General features: G+C 61.0%; 16 protein-coding genes. 5 read left to right on the top strand and 11 right to left on the bottom strand.

The features are described 5' to 3' along the window. Positions 1-45: 45 nt before the first annotated feature. The 3 genes from VSP_RS38460 to acs all read right to left on the bottom strand — a co-directional run bounded on the left by VSP_RS38460 (position 46) and on the right by acs (position 7476). Positions 46-2736 carry a DEAD/DEAH box helicase gene (locus tag VSP_RS38460; protein WP_009965883.1) on the bottom strand — a complete coding sequence of 897 codons (2691 nt, stop codon included), beginning with the start codon at positions 2734-2736 and terminating at the stop codon, positions 46-48. A gap of 313 nt (positions 2737-3049) precedes the next feature. Beyond that, positions 3050-5227 carry a RecQ family ATP-dependent DNA helicase gene (locus tag VSP_RS32015; protein WP_009965882.1) on the bottom strand — a complete coding sequence of 726 codons (2178 nt, stop codon included), beginning with the start codon at positions 5225-5227 and terminating at the stop codon, positions 3050-3052. 293 nt (positions 5228-5520) lie between these two features. Further along, a complete protein-coding gene (gene acs, locus VSP_RS32010) occupies positions 5521-7476 on the bottom strand; it encodes an acetate--CoA ligase (RefSeq protein WP_009965881.1) in 1956 nt (651 codons plus the stop codon). 254 nt (positions 7477-7730) lie between these two features. Here acs and VSP_RS32005 point away from each other — a divergent pair, with 254 nt between their 5' ends. Further along, positions 7731-8213, top strand: a complete 483-nt coding sequence (locus VSP_RS32005) for a c-type cytochrome (RefSeq protein ID WP_009965880.1) — start codon at positions 7731-7733, stop codon at positions 8211-8213. Between the two features lie 58 nt (positions 8214-8271). Here the strand turns inward: VSP_RS32005 and VSP_RS32000 are convergent, their stop codons facing one another. After that, the gene (locus tag VSP_RS32000; protein WP_157211177.1) at positions 8272-8712 is read right to left on the bottom strand and encodes a hypothetical protein; all 441 of its coding nucleotides are present in this window, start codon (positions 8710-8712) and stop codon (positions 8272-8274) included. 63 nt (positions 8713-8775) lie between these two features. Here VSP_RS32000 and VSP_RS31995 point away from each other — a divergent pair, with 63 nt between their 5' ends. The 3 genes from VSP_RS31995 (at position 8776) to VSP_RS31985 (ending at position 12641) form a co-directional block, all read left to right on the top strand. Beyond that, positions 8776-9561 (top strand): MBL fold metallo-hydrolase, encoded by a 786-nt coding sequence (locus tag VSP_RS31995; RefSeq protein WP_009965877.1) that lies wholly within the window; start codon positions 8776-8778, stop codon positions 9559-9561. 15 nt (positions 9562-9576) lie between these two features. Continuing rightward, on the top strand, positions 9577-11241 hold the full coding sequence (locus tag VSP_RS31990) for a TIGR03790 family protein (RefSeq protein ID WP_009965876.1): 1665 nt from the start codon (positions 9577-9579) through the stop codon (positions 11239-11241). A gap of 524 nt (positions 11242-11765) precedes the next feature. After that, positions 11766-12641: a glycine-rich domain-containing protein gene (locus VSP_RS31985; protein WP_009965874.1), complete on the top strand. Its 876-nt coding sequence runs from the start codon at positions 11766-11768 to the stop codon at positions 12639-12641. A gap of 2 nt (positions 12642-12643) precedes the next feature. On the opposite strand, the gene mazG is transcribed toward VSP_RS31985, so the two are convergent. The 7 genes from mazG to VSP_RS38455 are packed head-to-tail and all read right to left on the bottom strand — an operon-like array spanning position 12644 to position 18163. Continuing rightward, on the bottom strand, positions 12644-13474 hold the full coding sequence (mazG, locus tag VSP_RS31980; protein ID WP_009965873.1) for a nucleoside triphosphate pyrophosphohydrolase: 831 nt from the start codon (positions 13472-13474) through the stop codon (positions 12644-12646). Between the two features lie 53 nt (positions 13475-13527). Then, positions 13528-14319 (bottom strand): hypothetical protein, encoded by a 792-nt coding sequence (locus tag VSP_RS31975; RefSeq protein WP_009965872.1) that lies wholly within the window; start codon positions 14317-14319, stop codon positions 13528-13530. A 7-nt stretch (positions 14320-14326) separates the two neighbouring features. Next, positions 14327-15109, bottom strand: a complete 783-nt coding sequence (locus VSP_RS31970) for a hypothetical protein (RefSeq protein ID WP_009965871.1) — start codon at positions 15107-15109, stop codon at positions 14327-14329. Positions 15110-15133: 24 nt separating this feature from the next. After that, complete coding sequence (locus tag VSP_RS31965; protein ID WP_009965870.1) at positions 15134-15904, bottom strand: hypothetical protein; 771 nt, start codon at positions 15902-15904, stop codon at positions 15134-15136. Next, positions 15901-16686 carry a hypothetical protein gene (locus VSP_RS31960; RefSeq protein ID WP_009965869.1) on the bottom strand — a complete coding sequence of 262 codons (786 nt, stop codon included), beginning with the start codon at positions 16684-16686 and terminating at the stop codon, positions 15901-15903. Before VSP_RS31960 ends, VSP_RS31965 begins: the two co-directional genes overlap by 4 nt. Next, entirely contained in the window at positions 16683-17522 is an 840-nt protein-coding gene (locus tag VSP_RS31955) for a transporter permease (protein ID WP_156345549.1), read from the bottom strand. The genes VSP_RS31960 and VSP_RS31955 overlap by 4 nt, the downstream gene beginning before the upstream one ends. Then, positions 17519-18163 (bottom strand): hypothetical protein, encoded by a 645-nt coding sequence (locus VSP_RS38455; protein ID WP_009965866.1) that lies wholly within the window; start codon positions 18161-18163, stop codon positions 17519-17521. Before VSP_RS38455 ends, VSP_RS31955 begins: the two co-directional genes overlap by 4 nt. Before the next feature lie 351 nt (positions 18164-18514). Here VSP_RS38455 and VSP_RS31945 point away from each other — a divergent pair, with 351 nt between their 5' ends. Then, positions 18515-19531: an AAA family ATPase gene (locus VSP_RS31945; RefSeq protein WP_009965865.1), complete on the top strand. Its 1017-nt coding sequence runs from the start codon at positions 18515-18517 to the stop codon at positions 19529-19531. Positions 19532-19559 lie beyond the last annotated feature (28 nt).

The raw sequence follows: 19559 nt of genomic DNA, 5'->3' as shown, positions 1-19559 counted from the left end.
GTCGCTACGCTCAACCCCCGGCTAATGGCTGTGATGCCTCCGGCATCACAATGGTGCCAGCAGCTCACGCACATCGTCCTGCGTGAGCCTGGAGGCATCGGTGTTGCCGGTGAGCAGCCCGTTGATGAGAGCGGATTTGCGGCGTTGCATCTCCACAATGCGCTCCTCAATGGTGCCCTGGCAGATGAGCTTGTGCACAAACACGGGCTTCTTTTGCCCGATGCGATACGCGCGGTCGGTAGCCTGGGCTTCAATGGCCGGGTTCCACCAGGGATCATAGTGGATCACCGTGTCCGCAGCCGTGAGCGTGATGCCCACGCCACCGGCCTTGAGGCTGATGAGGAACACGGGCATGTCGCCGTTTTGGAACTGTTCCACGGGCTTCATGCGATCCTCCGTGGAGCCGGTGAGCTTCACATAGCGAATGCCGCGCTCCTTGAGCATGCGCTCCAGAATGTCGAGCATGCTGGTGAACTGGGAAAAGATGAGGATGCGCCGGCCTTCCTCGATGAGCTCCGGGAGCATCTCATCCATGAGGTACTCGGTCTTCGCAGAGGTCTCGACCTTTTTGGCACTTTCCGTCTTGAGCAGGGACGGATGGCAGCAGACCTGACGGAGCTTGAGCAGGGCGTCCAGCACGATGAGCTGGCTCTTCTCGATGCCCTGGTCCGCGATGGCTTCGCGCACGCGCTTGTCCACCGTGGCGCGGATGGTCTCATAGAGATCCGCCTGGGCCTTGTCCAGCTCTACGGCATTGATCAGCTCTGTCTTGGGGGGAAGGTCCTTCGCCACGGCGTCTTTTGTGCGGCGCAGCAGCACCGGCTGCAGCCGTGCGGTGAGCCGTTGTTGGGCCGTGGGATCCTGTTTCTTCTCGATGGGATTGCGGAAATAAGCCTTGAAGGCGTCCTGCTCGCCCAGATAGCCGGGCATGAGGAAGTGGAAGAGGCTCCAGAGCTCGCCCAGGTGGTTTTCCATCGGCGTGCCGGTCAAACAGAGGCGGTGGCGGGCATTGAGCGCGCGGGCGGCCTGGGCGGCCTTGGCCCGGGCGTTCTTGATGCCGTGGGCCTCGTCCAGCACGACCACATGCCACTCAAACTTCTGCAGCCGCTCAATATCGCGGATGAGCAGCGGGTATGAGGTAACAACTACGTGGTAGTTCTTGATGAACGGGAAGCGCTCCTTCCGGTTTTCACCGTGCAGGATGAGCACCTTCATCGCAGGGGCGAACTTCTTGGCCTCCGCCACCCAGTTCCGGATCACGCTGGTGGGGGCCAGGATCAGGCTCGGCTGGTCAGCCCGGCCGGCTTCCACCTCTGTCAGCAGGTGGGCGATGGTTTGCAAGGTCTTGCCCAGGCCCATGTCATCCGCCAGGATGCCGTGCAATCCGTACTCGCGCAGAAACTGGAGCCACCCCAGCCCTTCCAGCTGGTAGGGACGCAAGGTGGCTTGCAAGCCGCTTGGCGGCGTGACGACGGGCAGGCTGGTGAAGTTGGCCAGCTTCTCGCCCAGCTTGGCGATCTCCGTGGGCATCTGCAGGGCCATGCCCTGCTCACGACCGAGCTGGGCCGCACGGAGGCGGTCCACCTTGATCTTGTCCTTCTTCTTCGCCCCGGGGGTGAAAAGTTCGTGGAGGACACTGAGGATGGGCAGCAGCCGTTTGCCTGGCAGGGAGATGAGGCGGTCTCCCAGCTCGGGTACGAGGAACAGGAAGGGGGTGTCCGGGTTCTCGGAAACTTCCTGCACGGTGAGACCCTTTTGCACGGCCTCGGCGAGGATTGGGATGAGCGAGACGCGCTTCCCGTCGATTTCCACGCCCATCTCCAGGGAGTACACCAGGCCGTTGCCCGGCTCGGGGCGCAGTCCAGTCACCCAGTGGTGCTCATGGAGCTCGACGACGTCGTAGCCGAAGTCACTGGAGGACTCGATGCGCCACCCGCGTTGCTGCAGGTGTTTGGATTCCTCCTGACGAAAGCCCTTCCAGAACTCCAGCTCATAACCTTGAGAAACGGCAAGGTGATTGAGCGGGGCGCTGGTGACGACGCCGGGATGCGCCTCCATGAAGGGTGTGAGGCCCAGCAGCATGACGTCGCGCAGGAAGGAACGCTCCAGATCCAGATCGCGCTCCAGGCGCTGGAGTTTGCCATCTGCCTCCCACTCGTGTTGGGAGGATCTCACCGTGAGCAGCAGTCGCTCAGGGCAGCCCGGGTAGGTGACCATGGGATCGGCCACCGGCAGCCGCAGAAGTTTGGAAGACTTCGCGTCCTTTGGCAGAGAGGCGTCGATGCGGCGCAGCACCAGCACGGGCTCCGGTCGGCCTGCCTCCAGCAGATGTATCGGTAGCTTTGCTTTGGCGATGGCAGACGCTCTGGCCACAGGTGGCGGGGGCGGCGGTGCAGTGACACGCTCTTCGATTTCGTCCTGAAGCTTGCGATCTGTCGCCTGCACGAGTAGCGCCGCAGCGTGCTTGCAATACGCACCTGCGGGGCAGAGGCAGCGACTCATGATGCTGAGCCGACGTGCGTCTTTGAATTGAAGGGTGACCGTCGTTTCAAACTGCGTCAGCCGGTTGTCCGTGACAAAGGCCGTGATCTCCAGTTCTTGCTCGCTCAGCAATTCAGCGGCGCGTATCTTCACCCGGCCCTGCTTGGCCAGTTGGGCCCCTTCCATGGCATTGCGTCCGAACGTCCACATCCATTCGCGGGAAAGGAGCTGTTGCCAGACGGTCGGGAAATCCATGGGGTGGGTTCCATAGCCCGTGATGATGAAAGGAGGAAGAGATTTGTGATGGGGATGAACGGGAAATGAGGGGCCAGAAGATGCAAACGGGACAAAAATCCGAGGGCGGTCGCCATCTCGCGGAGGGACATCGGATGGTAGCCGGTGGTGGCAACCACCGGACAGGTGCCTGCACCATGCATCGCGTCCCGGAGGGGTGCCGGAAGCGGGCTGAACGTAGATCTGGACGCGGTGGGTTGGGGGACGCGGCGCTCCGCCGTCCCATCCGGGACCACTGACCAACTCGAGAGCCACGTGCGTGAGCGGGATTTCGTCACCGTCCATTGATCACCGTGAGAAACTCTGGCAACCACCGGGAGGCCTTTGCCTCGCCGATGCCGCGGATTTTCAACGCGGCATCCATGTTGCGTGGCTTGAGCCGCGTCAGGAACTCCAGGGTGTTGTTGTGAAAGATCATGAAGGGCGGCACGCCCTCCCTTTGCGCGATCTCCTGGCGCTTCTTCTTGAGGCGGTCAAAGAGGCTTTCGTCAAAGCCCAGCTCACTGACGCCCAGTTCTTCGCCGCCACTGGCATTCGCACCTTCACGCAGATAGGTGGAGCGCGAATCCCGTTTGAGCATCTCCACCGGCTTGCGGAGTTCCGGCCACTGAAGGCGGATGGCCCCTCCCTTGCGCATGACCTCGTTGCCCTTCGTCGTCAGCCTTAGCAGCGGGTATTCACCCTCCGTAGTCGTTTCAATGAACCCGGCTTTCTCCATCTCCTTGAAGAGCTGGTGCACCCCGGCGCTGCCCATGTTCTTGAGCATGCCGTAAGTGGTGAGTTCATCGAGACCCGCATCCACCACCTCGCGAGACTTGCTGCCCAGCAGCATGGCAATGATGCGCCCCTTGCCAAAGCGGGGCGACCAGGTGCCGTCCACCTCCTTGCGGCTCATGCGGGCCACGCCGCTCAGGGCCTTGCGCAGCACTTCCACCTCCTCGCTGCTGCCCATGCGGGCCACGGCCTTGACCCCGCCGCGCTTGCACACATCGCAGTTGCCGCAGGTGCTGGCATCAGGTTCGCCGAAATATTCCAGGATCATCTGCTGGCGGCACTTGTCCGCGTAGCACATCTCCACCATGGCTTTGAGCTTGGAGCGGTCGCGCCGCTCCTTTTCCTGAATGGCCTTGCGGTCCAGAGTGAGATCCTTTGCGCGCACGTCGGGGCGGAGCATGCGGGTGCCGCGGATCCGTTTTCCAGGAATGTCGAAGCGCTCAATCCAGCCCTGGCGTGCCAGATGGCTCAGGGCGCTGCCCACGGCCATGCTGTTCTTGGCTCCGGCGCGATCCGTGATGTCGTCGATGCTGGCCATCACCTCGTGGGCGTGGTCCGCCCAGCTCAGGAGCGCCTCGTACACATCCTGGATGGTTTCAAAGGTGGGGTTGCTCCCATCAATGAAGAAGTCCTGCGTCTTGGTATCCGCGTAGTTGAAGAAGAGTTCGCAGTGTGAAGGCTCGCCATCGCGACCGGCACGACCCGCTTCCTGATAGTAGGCTTCGACGCTGCCGGGGACCTCAAAGTGTACGACGAACCGCACGTCCGAGCGGTCAATGCCCATGCCGAAGGCGTTGGTGGCCACAGCCACGGCCACATCGCGCTGCAGGAAGCGGTTCTGCGCGTGTTCGCGCTCCTTGTCATCCATGCCGCCGTGGTAAGCGATGGCCCGGATGCGCCATTCATCGAGCAGGGAGGCGACCTCCTCCACCTTTTTCCGGGTGGCGCAGTAGATGATGCCGGTCTGCCAGTGGCTTACGATGTCCCGGAGACGGTCGTACTTGTGCTTGGCCTTCTCCGTGGGCGTGATGTGGAGGCTGAGGTTGGGCCGGGAGAACCCGCGGACGCTCAGGTAGGGGTCGCGCAGTTTGAGCGTGTTGAGAATGTCCGTCCGCACCTCGGCAGTGGCGGTGGCGGTGAGGGCCAGCACCTGCGGGCGGCCCAGCTTCTCCAAGGCTTCCCCCAGACGGATGTAGTCCGGGCGGAAATCATGCCCCCACTGGGAGAGACAGTGCGCCTCATCCACGGCAAACAGGGCGATGTTCACGTCCTGAAGAGCGTTGATGAACATGTTGCTCCTGAACCGCTCCGGGGCCACGTACACCAGCTTGTACTCGCCGTTGCGCAGGCCGCGGATCCGCTCCTTCTGCTCCTCGAAACTCAAGGTGCTGTTGATGAGCGTGGCGGGGATGCCGCGATTGATCAGCGCATCCACCTGGTCCTTCATGAGCGCGATGAGCGGACTCACGACGATCGTCACGCCATCCATGACCATGGCGGGAAGCTGGTAGCAGAGGGACTTGCCCCCGCCGGTGGGCATGATGATCATCACGTCCCGGCCGCCCAGCACGGAGGCCACCACCTGCTCCTGGCCGTCCAGGAACGCACGGAAGCCAAAGTAGCGCTTCAGCGCCTCCCGGGCGTCGTGGATGGGGGTGTCTTCAGTCTCAGCAAGCACGGGGCTACTGTGGCGCGCTGGCGGGTGCGGGCAAGTCAGGAGGGAGCTAAAGATGTTCGCCAGAACAGGGGCACGCGGTCTTTTTCGCGCGGAGGTGCCCAGCAGGATGATGGCGGGGCTCGGCGGGCGGCAGCCGAAAAGTAGTGCAGAGCTTTAGCTCGGTATTGGAGCGCGTAGGTAGTTCGACGGACGAGCTAAAGCTCTGTACTACTTTGCTCCGCACTCCCACAAAAAAGCCGCCCGGCGCGAGGGCACCGGACGGCTTTGATCATTCAACTGTGGACCGCTTCAGATCAGTCTTCGTCTTTGCCGCTGGCTTGCAGCGCGGCCACGACGTTCAGATCTTCCAGGGTGGTGGTGTCACCTTTCACCTGACCACCAGCGCAGATTTCTTTGAGGAGACGGCGCATGATCTTGCCGGAGCGGGTCTTCGGCAGCGCGGCGGCGAATCGGATATCATCCGGGCGAGCGATGGCACCGATCACGTTGCTGACGTGCTTCTTGAGCTCGGCGGCGAGGGCGTCGGTCGCTTCCACGCCGGTCTTTACGGTGACGAAGGCCACCACGGCCTGGCCCTTGATCTCGTCGGGGCGGCCCACCACGGCGCTCTCAGCGACCGATTCGTGGCTCACGAGGGCGCTTTCCACTTCGGCGGTGCCGAGGCGGTGACCAGAGACGTTCAGCACGTCGTCCAGGCGACCTACGATCCAGAAATAGCCGTCTTCATCACGACGGGCGCCGTCGCCAGCGAGGTAGATGCCCTCATAGGTGCCCCAGTAGGTGGACTCGTAGCGCTCGGCATCGCCATAGATGGTGCGCAGCATGGAGGGCCAGGGCTTGCGGATGACCAACTTGCCGCCCTCATTGGGGCCCACTTCCACGCCTTCTTCATCCAGAATCGCCGCATCCACACCGAAGAACGGCAGGGTGGCCGTGCCCGGCTTGGTAGGCGTCACACCCGGGAGCGGGCTGATGAGGATGCTGCCCGTTTCCGTCTGCCACCAGGTGTCCACGATCGGGCAGCGGCCGCCGCCGATCATCTCATGATACCACATCCAGGCCTCGGGGTTGATGGGCTCACCCACGCTGCCCAGAAGACGCAGGCTGCTCAGATCGTGCTTCTTCACCCATTCATCGCCCCACTTGATGAAGGCACGGATGGCCGTGGGAGCGGTGTAGAGGATGGTGGCCTTGTACTTTTCGATGATCTCCCAGAAGCGACCCTGGTGTGGAGTGTCGGGGGCGCCTTCGTACATCAGCACCGTGGCTCCATTGGCCAGGGGGCCGTACACGATGTAGCTGTGGCCGGTGATCCAGCCCACGTCCGCAGTGCACCAGTAGATGTCGTCTTCGCGCAGGTCGAAGATGTACTTGCAGGTCAGGTAGGTACCCACCAGGTAACCACCACTGGTGTGGAGGATGCCTTTGGGCTTCCCGGTGGAACCGCTGGTGTAGAGGATAAACAGCGGGTGCTCGGCGTCGAAACCTTCTGCAGGGCAGTTGTCATCCACCTTGGTGACTTCATCGTGCCACCACACATCACGGCCATCCTGCATGGCAATGTCGTGCTTCGTCCGCTGGAGGACGATCACGGATTGCACGGTGGTGTTCCCGGCGAGGGCCACATCCACATTGGCCTTCAAGGCCACTACTTTGCCACGACGATAGCCGCCGTCGGCCGTGATGATGGAGGTCGCGCCGCTGTCCTGAAGGCGGTCCTTGATGCTCTCGGAACTGAAACCGCCGAAGACGACGCTGTGCACGGCCCCGATGCGGGCGCAGGCCAGCATGGCGATGGCTGCCTCTGGCACCATGGGCATGTAGATGAGCACACGGTCACCCGCCTTGATGCCACGGCTTTTCAACACGTTGGCAAACTTGTTCACTTCCACCTGGAGCTCGCCATAGGTGATGCTGCGGGAGTCGCCGGGCTCACCCTCCCAGAGGATGGCGACCTTGTCCTTGCGGCCATTGGCCACGTGGCGGTCCACACAGTTTTCGGTGACGTTTACTTTGGCTCCGACGAACCACTTGGCGTAGGGGGCCTGCCAGTCGAGCACCTTTTCCCAAGGCTGCTGCCACTGCAGGTCGGAGGCTTCACGCGCCCAAAAAACATCGGGTTGGTCCACAGACTCCTTCCACAGCTTCTGGTACTCCTCCATGCTGCTGATCCGCGCTTTGCTCTTGAATTCTTCAGAGGGTTCAAAGACACGGTTTTCGACAAGGACAGATTTAAAGTCGGTGCTCATGGATCTGAAATATGAATGACTGGCAAGGGCTAAAGGGAAGCGCTGATGATGGGAAGGGCGGGCGCTGGCGTCAATAAAGAAGCGCAAACGTCAACCAAACGGTTGGAGGGGAAAGGTTAAATCGCCCATTGGGTGCGCAACCTTTCAGCGGGCAGGGTGGCGCGACAATTGCATCGCTAAATGTCACAAAATGAGCTCCTGTCACATCTTGATTGGCAAGGGGTGAAAATTCTCCCCTTCAAACAACACCTGAAATGCATAACGACATAAAAAACACGCTGGTCATCGCCGCCCTGGCCTCTGGAGTCATGGTGACGCTGACCCACTGTAGCAAACAGAGCCCTGGGGCGGAGACACCTGCGGGGGGGCGCTCTGCACCCGCAGCCTCTGACCGCGCCGCCTTGGTGGAACGGGGACGGCATCTGGTGGAATCCGTGGGCATGTGCACCGACTGCCATGCCCCCCGCCTGCCCAGCGGTGAGTTTGACAAGAGCCGCTATCTCATGGGCAGCGAGCTGCCGTTCAGGCCGACCGTGCCCATGCCGTTTGTTTCCGTGGCCCCGCCCTTGGCCGGGCTGCCCACCCTGCCGACAGACGAGGCGGCCGTGGAATTCATGATGACGGGCAAGCGGCCCTCAGGAGCACCGGTGATGCCCCCGATGCCGCAGATCCGCCTCAAGCGCGATGAGGCGGAGGCCGTGGTGGCCTACCTGCGGAGCCTGAAACCCGCTGCGTAGAGCAGGGCCGGCGGGCACTTCGTCGTTGCCAACCATCAGATCCGCCTGTCAGGGGACTTCAATCCCGGGCCGGCGGGTCTTCCACTTTCAGATTGGGGTACAATCCCCGTTCCAGCTGCCCTTCACGATAGGGCACCCGGTGTTCCCACAGGGGTACGGCATGGGGATTGGGCGGCAGAGGAGCCGCGTAGGGCAGGTTCCCTGCGGGCTCCGGCGTGAACTGCACGGGACGCAGCGCCGATGCCGCCGGGGCAGCGGAGAGGTCTGTGCCGAAGCTCCAGGATCGCCCCGCCCCTGGGTTCAGCCATGGCAGGTTGGGGGGCGGGGCGAGAAGATCCACGGCTTCAGGCAGTTGCGGTGGGGGTGAGGTGTCGGGTTCCACCAGCGAGAGCGATGCAGGGGGCGGGGCGGTGGCCGACGGGGGCGTTCGCCAGAGTGACCATGCGAGGGCCACGTTTAGCGCCAAAGATATGGCAAGTGCGAGCTTCAATGCTTTCATTGATGTTCCTCCAGCCTTTCTTTTGACACTCCTGCTGCATTTCCTGCTCACTCCCCCCTGTTCATGGACTCCCTTCAGATCACCTTTCTTGGCACCGGAACCTCTGTCGGGATCCCCATGATCGGCTGTGACTGTGCGACTTGTACAAGCAGTGACCCTCGCGATCAGCGTTCGCGGTCCTCCATTCTGGTGCGTACGCCGGAGGGTACCTACGTGGTGGATACCGGACCCGATTTCCGCACCCAGTGCCTGCGGGAGAAGCTGAAGGAGCTGGATGCAGCGCTCTACACGCACCCGCACATGGACCACCTTACCGGGTTCGATGATCTGCGGCGCTTTTGTGTGCCGGAGGATGCGGTGATGCCGATCTACGGCACCCCGGCGTGCCTGCAAGTGATCCGCCGGATGTATGAGCACGCCTTCAATGGCGAGAACCGCTATCGCGGCTACCTCAAGCCGGAGGAGCACCCCGTCACCGGTCCATTTTCCCTTGGGGGGACCCTCATCACCCCTTTGCCAGTCAAGCATGGCAAGGTGGAGACGGTGGGCTATCTCTTCTCCCGTGGAGGACGCAAACTCTGTGCCTATCTGAGCGATATGAAAGAGCCTCTGGAGGGCACGGTGGAGCTCATGAAGGGGGTGGACACGCTCATCGTGGACGCCCTGCGCCACACGCCCCACCCTACACACATGAACTTCGAGGAGGCTCTCGCGTTCCGCACGGCGGTGGGGCCGCGCCAGACATGGTTTACCCACATCCAGTGTGAGATTCGGCATGCACAGGAGGAACAGAAGTTGCCGGAGGACGTTCGCATCGCCTACGATGGCCTGAAGTTGAGCTGGCCCTAGAGGGCAGTCGTTTCCATGTACCCGAGTCATCGCAGACCCTCCGTCCAGCCGCAGCGGCAGTGCTGGCTGTCAGTGCGTCTGCGAGGCTGGAGCGCGGCTGCGGTGGTGTTGCTGGGTGTCTTGGGGCTTGTTCAGAAGTCGCCAGCCCAGAACTCACCGCCCCACTCGCTGCTGGAGCCGGATGGCTGGGACCCCGCCGCAGAGACCCTCGTGGTGTACAACAAGGACTTCGAGGGCTCCGAGGACCTGGCCCGGTACTATGCCTCGAAGCGAAAAATTTCCTCGGACCGCGTGATCGGCCTGAAGTGTCCGGTCGAGGAAACGATCTCGAGGGAGAAGTTTGAGTCCACGGTGCGGGAGCCCCTGCTGCGGCGGTTGATCGAGAACAAGTGGTGGGTGCTGGAGAAGCGTGACCTGGTGGACCCCTCCGGCAAGCGCTATGGCCAGGTGCCCCAGGTCGTACGGCAGGACATCCGCGTGGTGGTGCTCATGCGCGGGGTGCCGATTCGCGTGGATCGCGTGCCTCACAACCGGGAGCCGGCCATCGGGGAGGTGGATGAAGCCAGTGTGGACAGCGAGATCGCTGCGCTGGGCTTGTTGCAACGACCCATCAAGGGCCCCCTGGAAAACCGCTACTACCAGAAGGGGCAGCGCTTTGCGGATTGCCCGGAAGCCCGGGGCCAGCTTTTGGTGGGGCGTCTGGACGCCGCCGATGATGCCACGGTGCGTCGCATGATCGATGACTCCCTGAACGCCGAGCGCACTGGCCTCTGGGGCAGGGCCGTGGTGGATTTCTCCCTCATGGACGGTGGCTATGAAGAAGGGGAGCAATGGCTCGCCAAGTGTGTGCAGATGTACCAGCGGGTCGGCGTGCCGGTGGCGGTGGACCGGTATCGCGAGGTCTTCCGGGATGCCTGGCCGCTCCCGGACACCATCTTGTACTTCGGGTGGTACACGAGCCAGATCACCGGGGCCATTGCCTCTCCCAGCTTCCGCTTCAAGCCCGGAGCCATTGCCTGTCACCTGCATTCCTTCAGTGCCAGCGTGCTGCGCACCAAGTCAGAGGCCTGGGTCGGCCCGCTGCTGGAAAAGGGGGCGGCCGCTGCGCTGGGCAACGTGTGGGAACCCTACCTCACGCTCACCGTTCACTTCGACCATCTCAATGAGCGTCTGCTCTCCGGGGCCACCCTGGGGGAAGCCGCATGGTCGTCCATGCCAGGCATCTCCTGGATGAACGTGGTGGTGGGAGACCCTCTCTATCGGCCGTTTCCCCGGCGACGGGTCATGCCAGACGCGGCTTCGCCCAACCGCGACTATGCGCTCTATGCCAGTCTGGTGGGGCGCTATCTGCCGCGCGACCCCAAAAAATTCCGCCGTGAGCTGCTGAAGACTGCCGAGGAGAATCGCAGTGCGAATCTCCTCGAACTCATGGGCCTGCTCTCCGCAGTCGAAGGAAACAACCGGGAGTCGGCCGATTTCTTCCAGCATGCCGGGGCCTGGCAGGACTCTGTGGAGGACCAGCTCCGCTGTGCCTTGTATGAAAGTGAGGCCATCCGCCGCAAGGGGGAGTCGGATGCGAGCCTGGAAATGATCAAGCGCATGCTCAAAGACCAGCGCTACGCCGGCGTGCCCGCCCTGGGGGCGGCGACGGTGCTCAAGAAGGAGATGGGAGGGGGGTAACAATTATAAATTATAAATTATAAATTATAAATTAGGAATGATGAATGATGAATGATGAATGATGAATGATGAATGATGGAGGCGGGGTGATTGGCCGATTGCCTCGCTTTGCGGATATGTCCACGCAGTTGGTTTGAAGGAGAGTGATGCCAAGGGCGTCAGACAAAGTAGCGAAGGGTAAGGCGAGGCACGAGCCGCCACCCTGGGTGATCTGGAAGGTAGATGGGAACTCCGAAGTGAGTTCCACAGACCGTGACAAGACCCCTGAGAATGACTGCCACATGCAGGTCTGCTGTCTTTGCGCCATCTGGACGGTTTGTTGAACTCCGTTGGAGTTCCATCTCTTCATGTCGAAACCCAGGGTGGCGACCGCTTTGCGGTCTTACCCTTGGGCTACTGTGTCTCACGCCGTTGGCGTGAAATTGCCACTCTCCAAACCAGATGGTCACGAAATGTTCCACGCCCCATGTGTCAAAAAACATACTTGACGGAGGGGAGGGGGATGAGGGAAGCTTGTCGCGAGCATGATAGCATACAACGACCCGTTGTGGCAGGCGCTCCAGGCTTTCGAGCTTGATGGAGCGAATGCCGAGCTGAGTTTCACGAAGAGACTCGCCCGGGAAAATGGATGGCACCACGCCTACGCAGAGCAGGTGGTGGTGGAGTACAAGAAATTCCTCTGGCTGGCCATGCGTGCGGGGCATCCCGTAACGCCGTCAGACGAGGTGGACCAGGCCTGGCACCTGCATCTGGTGTACACGGAGTCCTACTGGGAGGATTTGTGCGGCAAGGTGCTGGGGCGACCCCTGCATCATGGCCCGACCAAGGGAGGAGCGAATGAGGACGCGAAATACCACGACTGGTATGCCCGCACCCTGGCTTCTTATGAGGTGGGATTTGGCAACCCGCCTCCTGGGGCGGTGTGGCCACCACCTGAGGCACGTTTTGATACCCATGCGAGATTCTGCAGGGTGGACACGAGCGACCATTGGGTGATTTCAAAGAACCTGTGGCGGCGCCGATTGTGGAAAGCCGCTGCCGCGGTGGCGGCGACGGGGCTGGTTCTGACACTGGCGCAAGAGGCCCCCCATGCCGCCGACGTGGCCCCCGTGAAGAGCGCAGAGATCTTCTGGCTGGTCTTCATCGTTGGGATGGTCGTCATTGTAATCAGCAACATCGCCAAAAACCGCCGCGGTGGAGGCAGAGGGGGAAACGGATGTTCCTCGATCGGATCTGGCTGTTCCAGCGGAGCCGGAGGTGGCTGTGGTAGCAGTCACGGCCACAGCCATCATGACGGCCACTCCGGCTCCGGTCATGACAGCAGTGGCTGCGGCAGCGGATCCAGTGGTTGCAGCAGCAGTGGTTGCGGCGGCGGCGGTTGCGGCGGCGGAGGGGACTGACCTCAGCTCTGGGCGGAGGCCGGTAGATGCTTCGTGGCCTCCCACACGGCATCCATCTCCTCCAGGGTGCTGTCTTCCAGCGTCTTGCCCTGGGCAAGGATTGTTTCCTCAACCCGGCCGAACCGGCGTTCAAATTTGGCCGTCGCCGCGGCCAGTGCCGTCTCGGCATCCACTCCCAGCCGCCTGGCCACGTTCACCACGCTGTAGAGCAGGTCGCCCACTTCGTCGGAAATGGCCTTCTGGTCCTGCTGGGCCACGGCTTCGGCTATTTCCTGAATCTCCTCGTGCACCTTGGCTACGACCTGATCGAGGTCCGGCCAGTCAAAGCCCACCTTCGCTGCCTTCTTCTGGATCTTCTGCGCACGCATCAGCGCAGGCAGCCCGTGGGAGACACCATGCAGGTGCGGTTTGCGATCGGAGGAGCTGCCGCCCTTTTCCTGTTTCTTGATCTCGTCCCATTGTTTGAGCACCCCGGCGGAGCCATCCACGGTGGTGTCCCCAAAGACATGAGGGTGGCGGCGGATGAGCTTCTCGGTGAGTTCCCGGGCAATCGAGTCCAGATCAAACACGCCCGTTTCTGAGGCGATCTCCGCATGCAGCACCGGCTGGAGCAGCAGATCACCCAGTTCCTCGCGCAGGTGGGCCATGTCGCCGTTGCGAATGGCTTCTGCGACCTCGTAGGCCTCCTCGATGAGGTGGGGGATGAGGGACTCGTGCGTCTGTTCCTGATCCCACGGGCAGCCTCCCGGGGCGCGCAGTCGGTGCACGACGGCACGCAGGTCAGCCAGGGCGTCATCTGTGGGGGCAGGGGCAGGGGTCGGCACGGTGCTCATGGTGCCAGCATCATGGGAGTGATGCGTCCCCCGTCAACCTCCGGCTCGTGCCATCATCGTAGGGGAATGGTGGTGCGGGGTTTGTGGTTCTCCTTCAGCCAGGCCTCCCAAGCGGCTATGGCGGCATGATACTTCTCAGGGGAAACCAGCATGACTGACGAGTCATTGTAGCCCATCACGTAGCGGCTGCCGTGCAGCGGGATCGGGGATGCCAGAATCGGAAGCCCTCCTGGAGCGCTGTCATTCAGTCCACCCAGCACCATCCAGGGGATCTTCATCTCCTTCTGCATGATGCCGTGGGTGAGATTCTCAAAAGGTTCTCCGGGATCCAAAATTTCCTCTTTGAGCAGGGTTTCCAGTTTTTCGGGATATTCTCCGCTGTGATCACTGGCGTAGATGCGCAGGGCGGTGATGAGCTGTCTGGCGTTGCTGATGTTGCGAGTGCTGTCCCAGACGTCGTCGAAGTAAAAGATGGGTTCCCGGAAGAAGTAAGAGATATGGTGAATGACAAGGCTCGCCGCACCCCCGGCACCCATGATCAAAAAGAGGGCCGCGATGAACTGAGAGGTCCAGCGCCAGCCCCATTTCGTTCTCAAGCGAGAGTGCGCCATCCACTGGCAGGCGGCCAGCAGCACGATCAACACGAGGAACGCGACACCGATGCTGGTCCAGTCCCATGTGGTCAAGGGCGCGGTCTCATGGAGGTGGCGGATCCAACCAGTCGCCAGCCGTGTCAGAATCTCAAGCGCCCGGCCCCGGGCGAGATAGGCAAAGAGGAAGCAATCCAGGATGGCCAGGGTTGTGGCACCGGCCCAAACCAGGAACTTGCGGTCAAGAATGGGCATGGAGAGGCTATTGGGTTGAACCTGAGGCCTCCCGCCAGCGTTGCAAGGCAGCTTCATACTGGGCAGCATCCATAGTCTGGTAGCTTCTGTCTAAAAACGCCACCACGTATTTGCCATGGTCGATGGGAAATGGACTGGCGAAAATTGGCAATGCAGGGTTCTGGGAGCCGTCCGGTGGCTTGAGATAGACCCAGACCGTGGGCGGTTGGTAAAGGGTCTCGATCGTGTTGAGGCGGAATAAACTGCCCTTCTCAAGGATGTCATTGTTCTCCAGAGCTTCGAGGCGGTCGGGAGCCTTGCCGGCATGATCTTCCTGATAAAGGGACACTGCCGTGGCAAGCTGCCGGGCATTGCTAATCGCCCGGGTGAGGATGCCTTTGCTTGCATCATAGGACAGTGGATTCTTCATCACCCAAACACTATGATGCACGATGCCCACTGAAGCGCAGGTGGTGGCAAAGAGGACCAGGGACAAGACCATGATCGAGAAGCTCCACCGCCATTTCCACGGTTGGCTAGCGTTCAAAATCAGTCGGTTGATGCTCGTGAGCATCAAGTGGAGCGCCAAAGTGGTGGCAACAGCCAGAGTCGCGCCAGCGGCCATGCCTTGCCAGGTGGGACCCAGGTTCTCTGGAACGGTGCCCAGGTGGCGATACCAGCCAAGAAGGAGACGTGTGGGGACCTGAAGGACAAGCGAGGAAGAGCCAGGAAATGCTGGAAGTATGAACGACACGATAGTGGCACCCGCCAGAATCCAGAGGAACCATTTGATGATCGTGTGGGATTTCATGATTTTACAATGGACTGGCAATGATCACTTGGACTGGCTGGCGAGCTCTCTCCAACGTTTGACTACATCGTCGTAGTCCTGTGAGATGAGCAGGCTGACGCTGCTGTCGTTCAAGGCGACGATGCGTTTGCCGCCGTGGGACGGAAGCGGATGCATCAACAACGGTGTCGTGCCAGGCAGGGATTCGTGTAATCCGCCAAAGTAAATCCAGGGCACGGGAATGCCGTCGGAAAGCGCAGCGAGGCTCAGTCTGTCGAACTGCTGCTGACTCAGAATTCCAGACGCCACGACATCGCTAAGATGTAGCGGATAGGCTCCGTTGTGTTCTGACGCATAGATGCGCAGAGCAGTGTTGAGTTGCCGGGCCTTGCCAATGGACTCACCCATCCATCCTCGATCAGGGGCACCGACGCCATCGCGGACAAGCAAGATGGAAGCCGATGCTATATTCACTGCGGCGAAGCTCCCTATGATAAGCGATGCCAGCCCGCCTAGAATCATAAAAGCCCGTTGAAATCTTCGGGGCCTGTCAGTGTGGTTGCGTTGCGAATGGAACGCGATGGCGGCGATCCACGCCAGGAGTCCCACTGCAACCCCTGAAGCAAGTGCGAGATTCGTCCACGACATGAAAGCATGGGGAAGTGCTTGCATTGCAAAACTGATGCCTCCCAGGAGAGTGTGCATCGCGATGGCAAAGCATCCCGCCGTTAGCCCTGTGCTGAAAGCAAGGTCGATGGTGATGAAGGCACCCAGCAGCAAGAGGAAAAACGCCTTGAACCAGAGTTTTAGATTCACGGCTTGGCTCCTTCCAAGTTGGCGCGCTGTGCCCTGTATTCCCGCCAGCGTTGCGCCGCCGCCTCGCGTTCTGCCGCCTTTTGCAGAGAGACGCTGGAGTCGTTGTAGGCGATAAGGTATTTGTTTCCCGTGACGGGGAGAGGAGACACGAACATCGGAAGGTTGTCGGGTGCGTCATCCCGGAGCCCTCTCAGAAAGATCCATGGCGCCGGGACTTCACCCGACATGTAGACCCGGTTCAGTGTGGTTAGACTTCCGGACTCCAAGATGTCAGCGGCGATGAGTTCCTCAAGCTGATCGGGATATCTACCGTCGTGTTCCGATGCGTAGATTCGCATGGCCGTTACAAGCTGCCGCCCGTTGCTGATGGACTTGGATACATAGTCTCGTCCGGAGACTAGAATTTCATCCTGCACGGTCAGAAGAACCGCAGTGCGGGCCGCTTGCATGGCGGCCGAACCTCCGCCCAGAAGAAGCAGGACCAAAGCGAAGACACTTGCACTCTGTGGAAGTTTCCAGCGGACGCTCTTCCAGCTCAATAGAATCATCAGCCCATGCAGCCCAAGGAATGCTCCCAACAAGATACCCAAGGTCCACAGGGCATGGCTGACAGAGCCAAAGGCATAAGGAAACGACGCCACGGCATGCATGATGCTGCCCAGGAGCAGGTGAAAACCGATGGTGAAGAGCCCCTTCAGGAGGTCGGTGGCGAACAGGGCATCCAGGATGAATAGCGCCCCGAAGAACAGCAGCACCGGGATCAGGCAGCTTTTGTGATTCATGGCGCGCCTCCTCCTTTATTTGGATCCTGTTTAGAATGCCCGCTCAGCTTTGCCTTTGCTGCATGCCAGCGCGCGATGGCCTCGTCGTACTCCTGCTGATTGCAGTACTTCCGTTTGCCATCGGCGAATGCGACCAAGCGTCCTTTTTTGGAATAGGCACGGGGAGCACAGACCACCGGGATGTCACCGGCGGAGAATTCGTCGATTCCCCCCAGACAGGTCCAGACTTCCGGAACATCCAAAGTTTCGGCAGTCCAAATGACCGCTCGGCGAGTCCAATCTTTGGCATCTTCTGGATTAGACCTGAAAAGGTCCGACCAGATCTCGGTGTCCCCTTTTTCAACAAGGTCGGGATGCGAGCTTGCTATGCGGAAACGAAGGATCTGTGCATGGGCATAGTCGTGGTGCTCAGAATAGCGGCTTGAAGATTGCAAGATGGGTTGCTGAAACAACACAACCGAATGCGATCCGAGGCCCACGGCACTAACGCAAATACCAAAAACCAGAATGATGACCGAGATGGCAGCGACGGTCCACTTGACTCGCCAAGCCCTGCCGGCGGGCGAAAACTGCCGAAAGACGGCGCTCAGGGTAATATGGAGGACCGCCCCTCCCACCACCAGGGCCCCCATGCCATTAAAGAAGAGGAGTTGGTTGAACGTGATTTTCGGAACATTTTGCCATAGAAAAAAGATCCACCCGAATGCAAGTCGGATGATGGCGGCAATCACTGATTCGATCTGCGGGACCGCTGCCATCAGGACTGCGATGGCCAGAAGAATGGCCACTGCAATCAGCAGCCAACCGACCACCCTTGGAAAACGGATCGTTTTCACGGCCGTGCCACCTGTTGTGCGAAGTTCTCCAGTTCTTTCCTCGCCCGGTCGGCCAGTTCGGTCAGGGGGAGGTTGATGATCTCCCCGCTGGAGAGCAGGACGTACCGGCGGTATCCGTACACATAGGGCTCAAAGGCGACGATCAGGTCGCCCTGCTCTGCCTTGCGACCCGGGTAATAGCCGTAGGGGGTGCGGGCGGGGTCAATGCCGCGCCACAGTTCCCGGGGGAAGTCCTCGGCCTCCACATGGGGAGGGAATTCTCCGTTGTGGGATTTTGCGTATTCGAAGAGGGCCGTGCGCAGACGCTCCATGGACTGGCGGCGGGCGGAGTCGATCCAGGGCTTGGGCTGTTTTTCCGGCTCGGTGATGCGGTACGTGAGCCCCTCCTTCTGCCAGGCTCCTGGCGTCATGAGTTCCCGGGCGCCGGAGATCATGGTGAGCACCACGTAGAGGAACATGCCGCAGACCACCATCAGGCCGAGAGCCCGCTTGTACGTGAGGGGCGGCATCCACTTGAAGTCCTTGGCCAGGCTGTTCCAGATGATCTTGAAGAGCAGCGTGAGGACCAGATAGGTCATCAGGAAGAAGGAAATCACGTCCAGCCGCGCGGCGGCCAGATCCGTGAGTTGAAAGGAAGGCATGCCTGCCCAGGTGGAGGCAGGACATAGCAGCCCGGACACGAGGGCACAGACGAGCGGAACCCCGGCGGTCCGCCGGGTTCGAAGGTTTTGGGGGTTCACAAAGGTCAGGCTACCAGACCTCCCTGGAGGATGACAAGCCTTCATCGAACAACTCTGAAATCAAGGAAGGCCGGATTTTTCTAAAAAACGTCGAACAGTTCCAATAAAGAGGGGTCAGTTCCCGTCCTAACCGTGAGGGTGTGCTACACCCATCTGGACAAATTTTATCCCCATCGACCGGTGATTCTCATTGCCAGCGCGGTGGGGATCAGGTGTTAATGAGTTTTCCTTTCTGCCTCCCCTGTCACGACCATGCCAGATCCAGCCTCCTCTCCGCTGCCCAAGGACGATGTCGCCGCCATTGATGAACTTCGCGAGGTGTATGTCCGCCTCTGCAACGAGTTGAAAAAAATCATCGTCGGTCAGCAGAAGGTGGTCGAGCAGTTGGCCATCTGCCTGTTTGCCCGAGGTCACGCTTTGCTCATGGGGGTGCCAGGTCTGGCCAAGACGCTGCTTATCAGCCGGCTGGCGGAGACGATGTCTCTTTCCTTCAGCCGCATCCAGTTCACGCCGGACCTGATGCCCATGGACATCACGGGCACGGACATCCTCCAGGAGCTGCCGGGAGGAAAGCGCAGCTTCGAGTTCGCCAAGGGTCCGGTGTTCGCGAACATCGTGCTGGCGGACGAGATCAACCGCGCCCCTTCCAAGACCCAGGCGGCCATGCTGGAGGCCATGCAGGAGCACCGCGTGACGGTGGCGGGGCGCACCTACACGCTGGACTCTCCCTTTTTCGTGTTGGCGACGCAGAACCCCATTGAGCAGGAAGGCACCTATCCGCTGCCCGAGGCGCAGCTGGACCGCTTCATGTTCATGATCGGAGTGGACTACCCCTCCCGGGAGGAGGAGGTGGCCATCGCACGCAGCACCACAGGCCTGACCCTGCCGAGGCTGGAGCACGTGCTGGACGGTCCCAAGGTATTGGCATTCCAGGACCTGGTGCGTCGCGTGCCTGTGCCGGATCACGTCTATGAGTTCGCCGTGGATCTGGTGCGCCGCACCCGGCCGAATGGCGGCGAGGCTCCCAGCTGGCTGAAGCCCCTCGTAAGCTGGGGGGCGGGACCGCGCGCCGTGCAGTACCTCATTCTGGGGGCCAAGGCTCGCGCCGCGCTCCAGGGCAGCTACATGGTGCGCCTGGAAGATGTGACTGAGGTGGCCGACCCTGTGCTGCGTCACCGGGTGATGACCACCTTCACGGCCGAGTCCGAAGGGGTGACCAGCCGGGATCTCACCAAGCGGCTCGTGGATGAGCTCAGCACGGCGGCGTGAACCGGCTGCCATAGCCTAGAATTCAAGT

This window comes from Verrucomicrobium spinosum DSM 4136 = JCM 18804 (assembly GCF_000172155.1).
Classification (GTDB): domain Bacteria; phylum Verrucomicrobiota; class Verrucomicrobiia; order Verrucomicrobiales; family Verrucomicrobiaceae; genus Verrucomicrobium; species Verrucomicrobium spinosum.
This window is presented reverse-complemented; position numbering and strand designations above follow the sequence as displayed.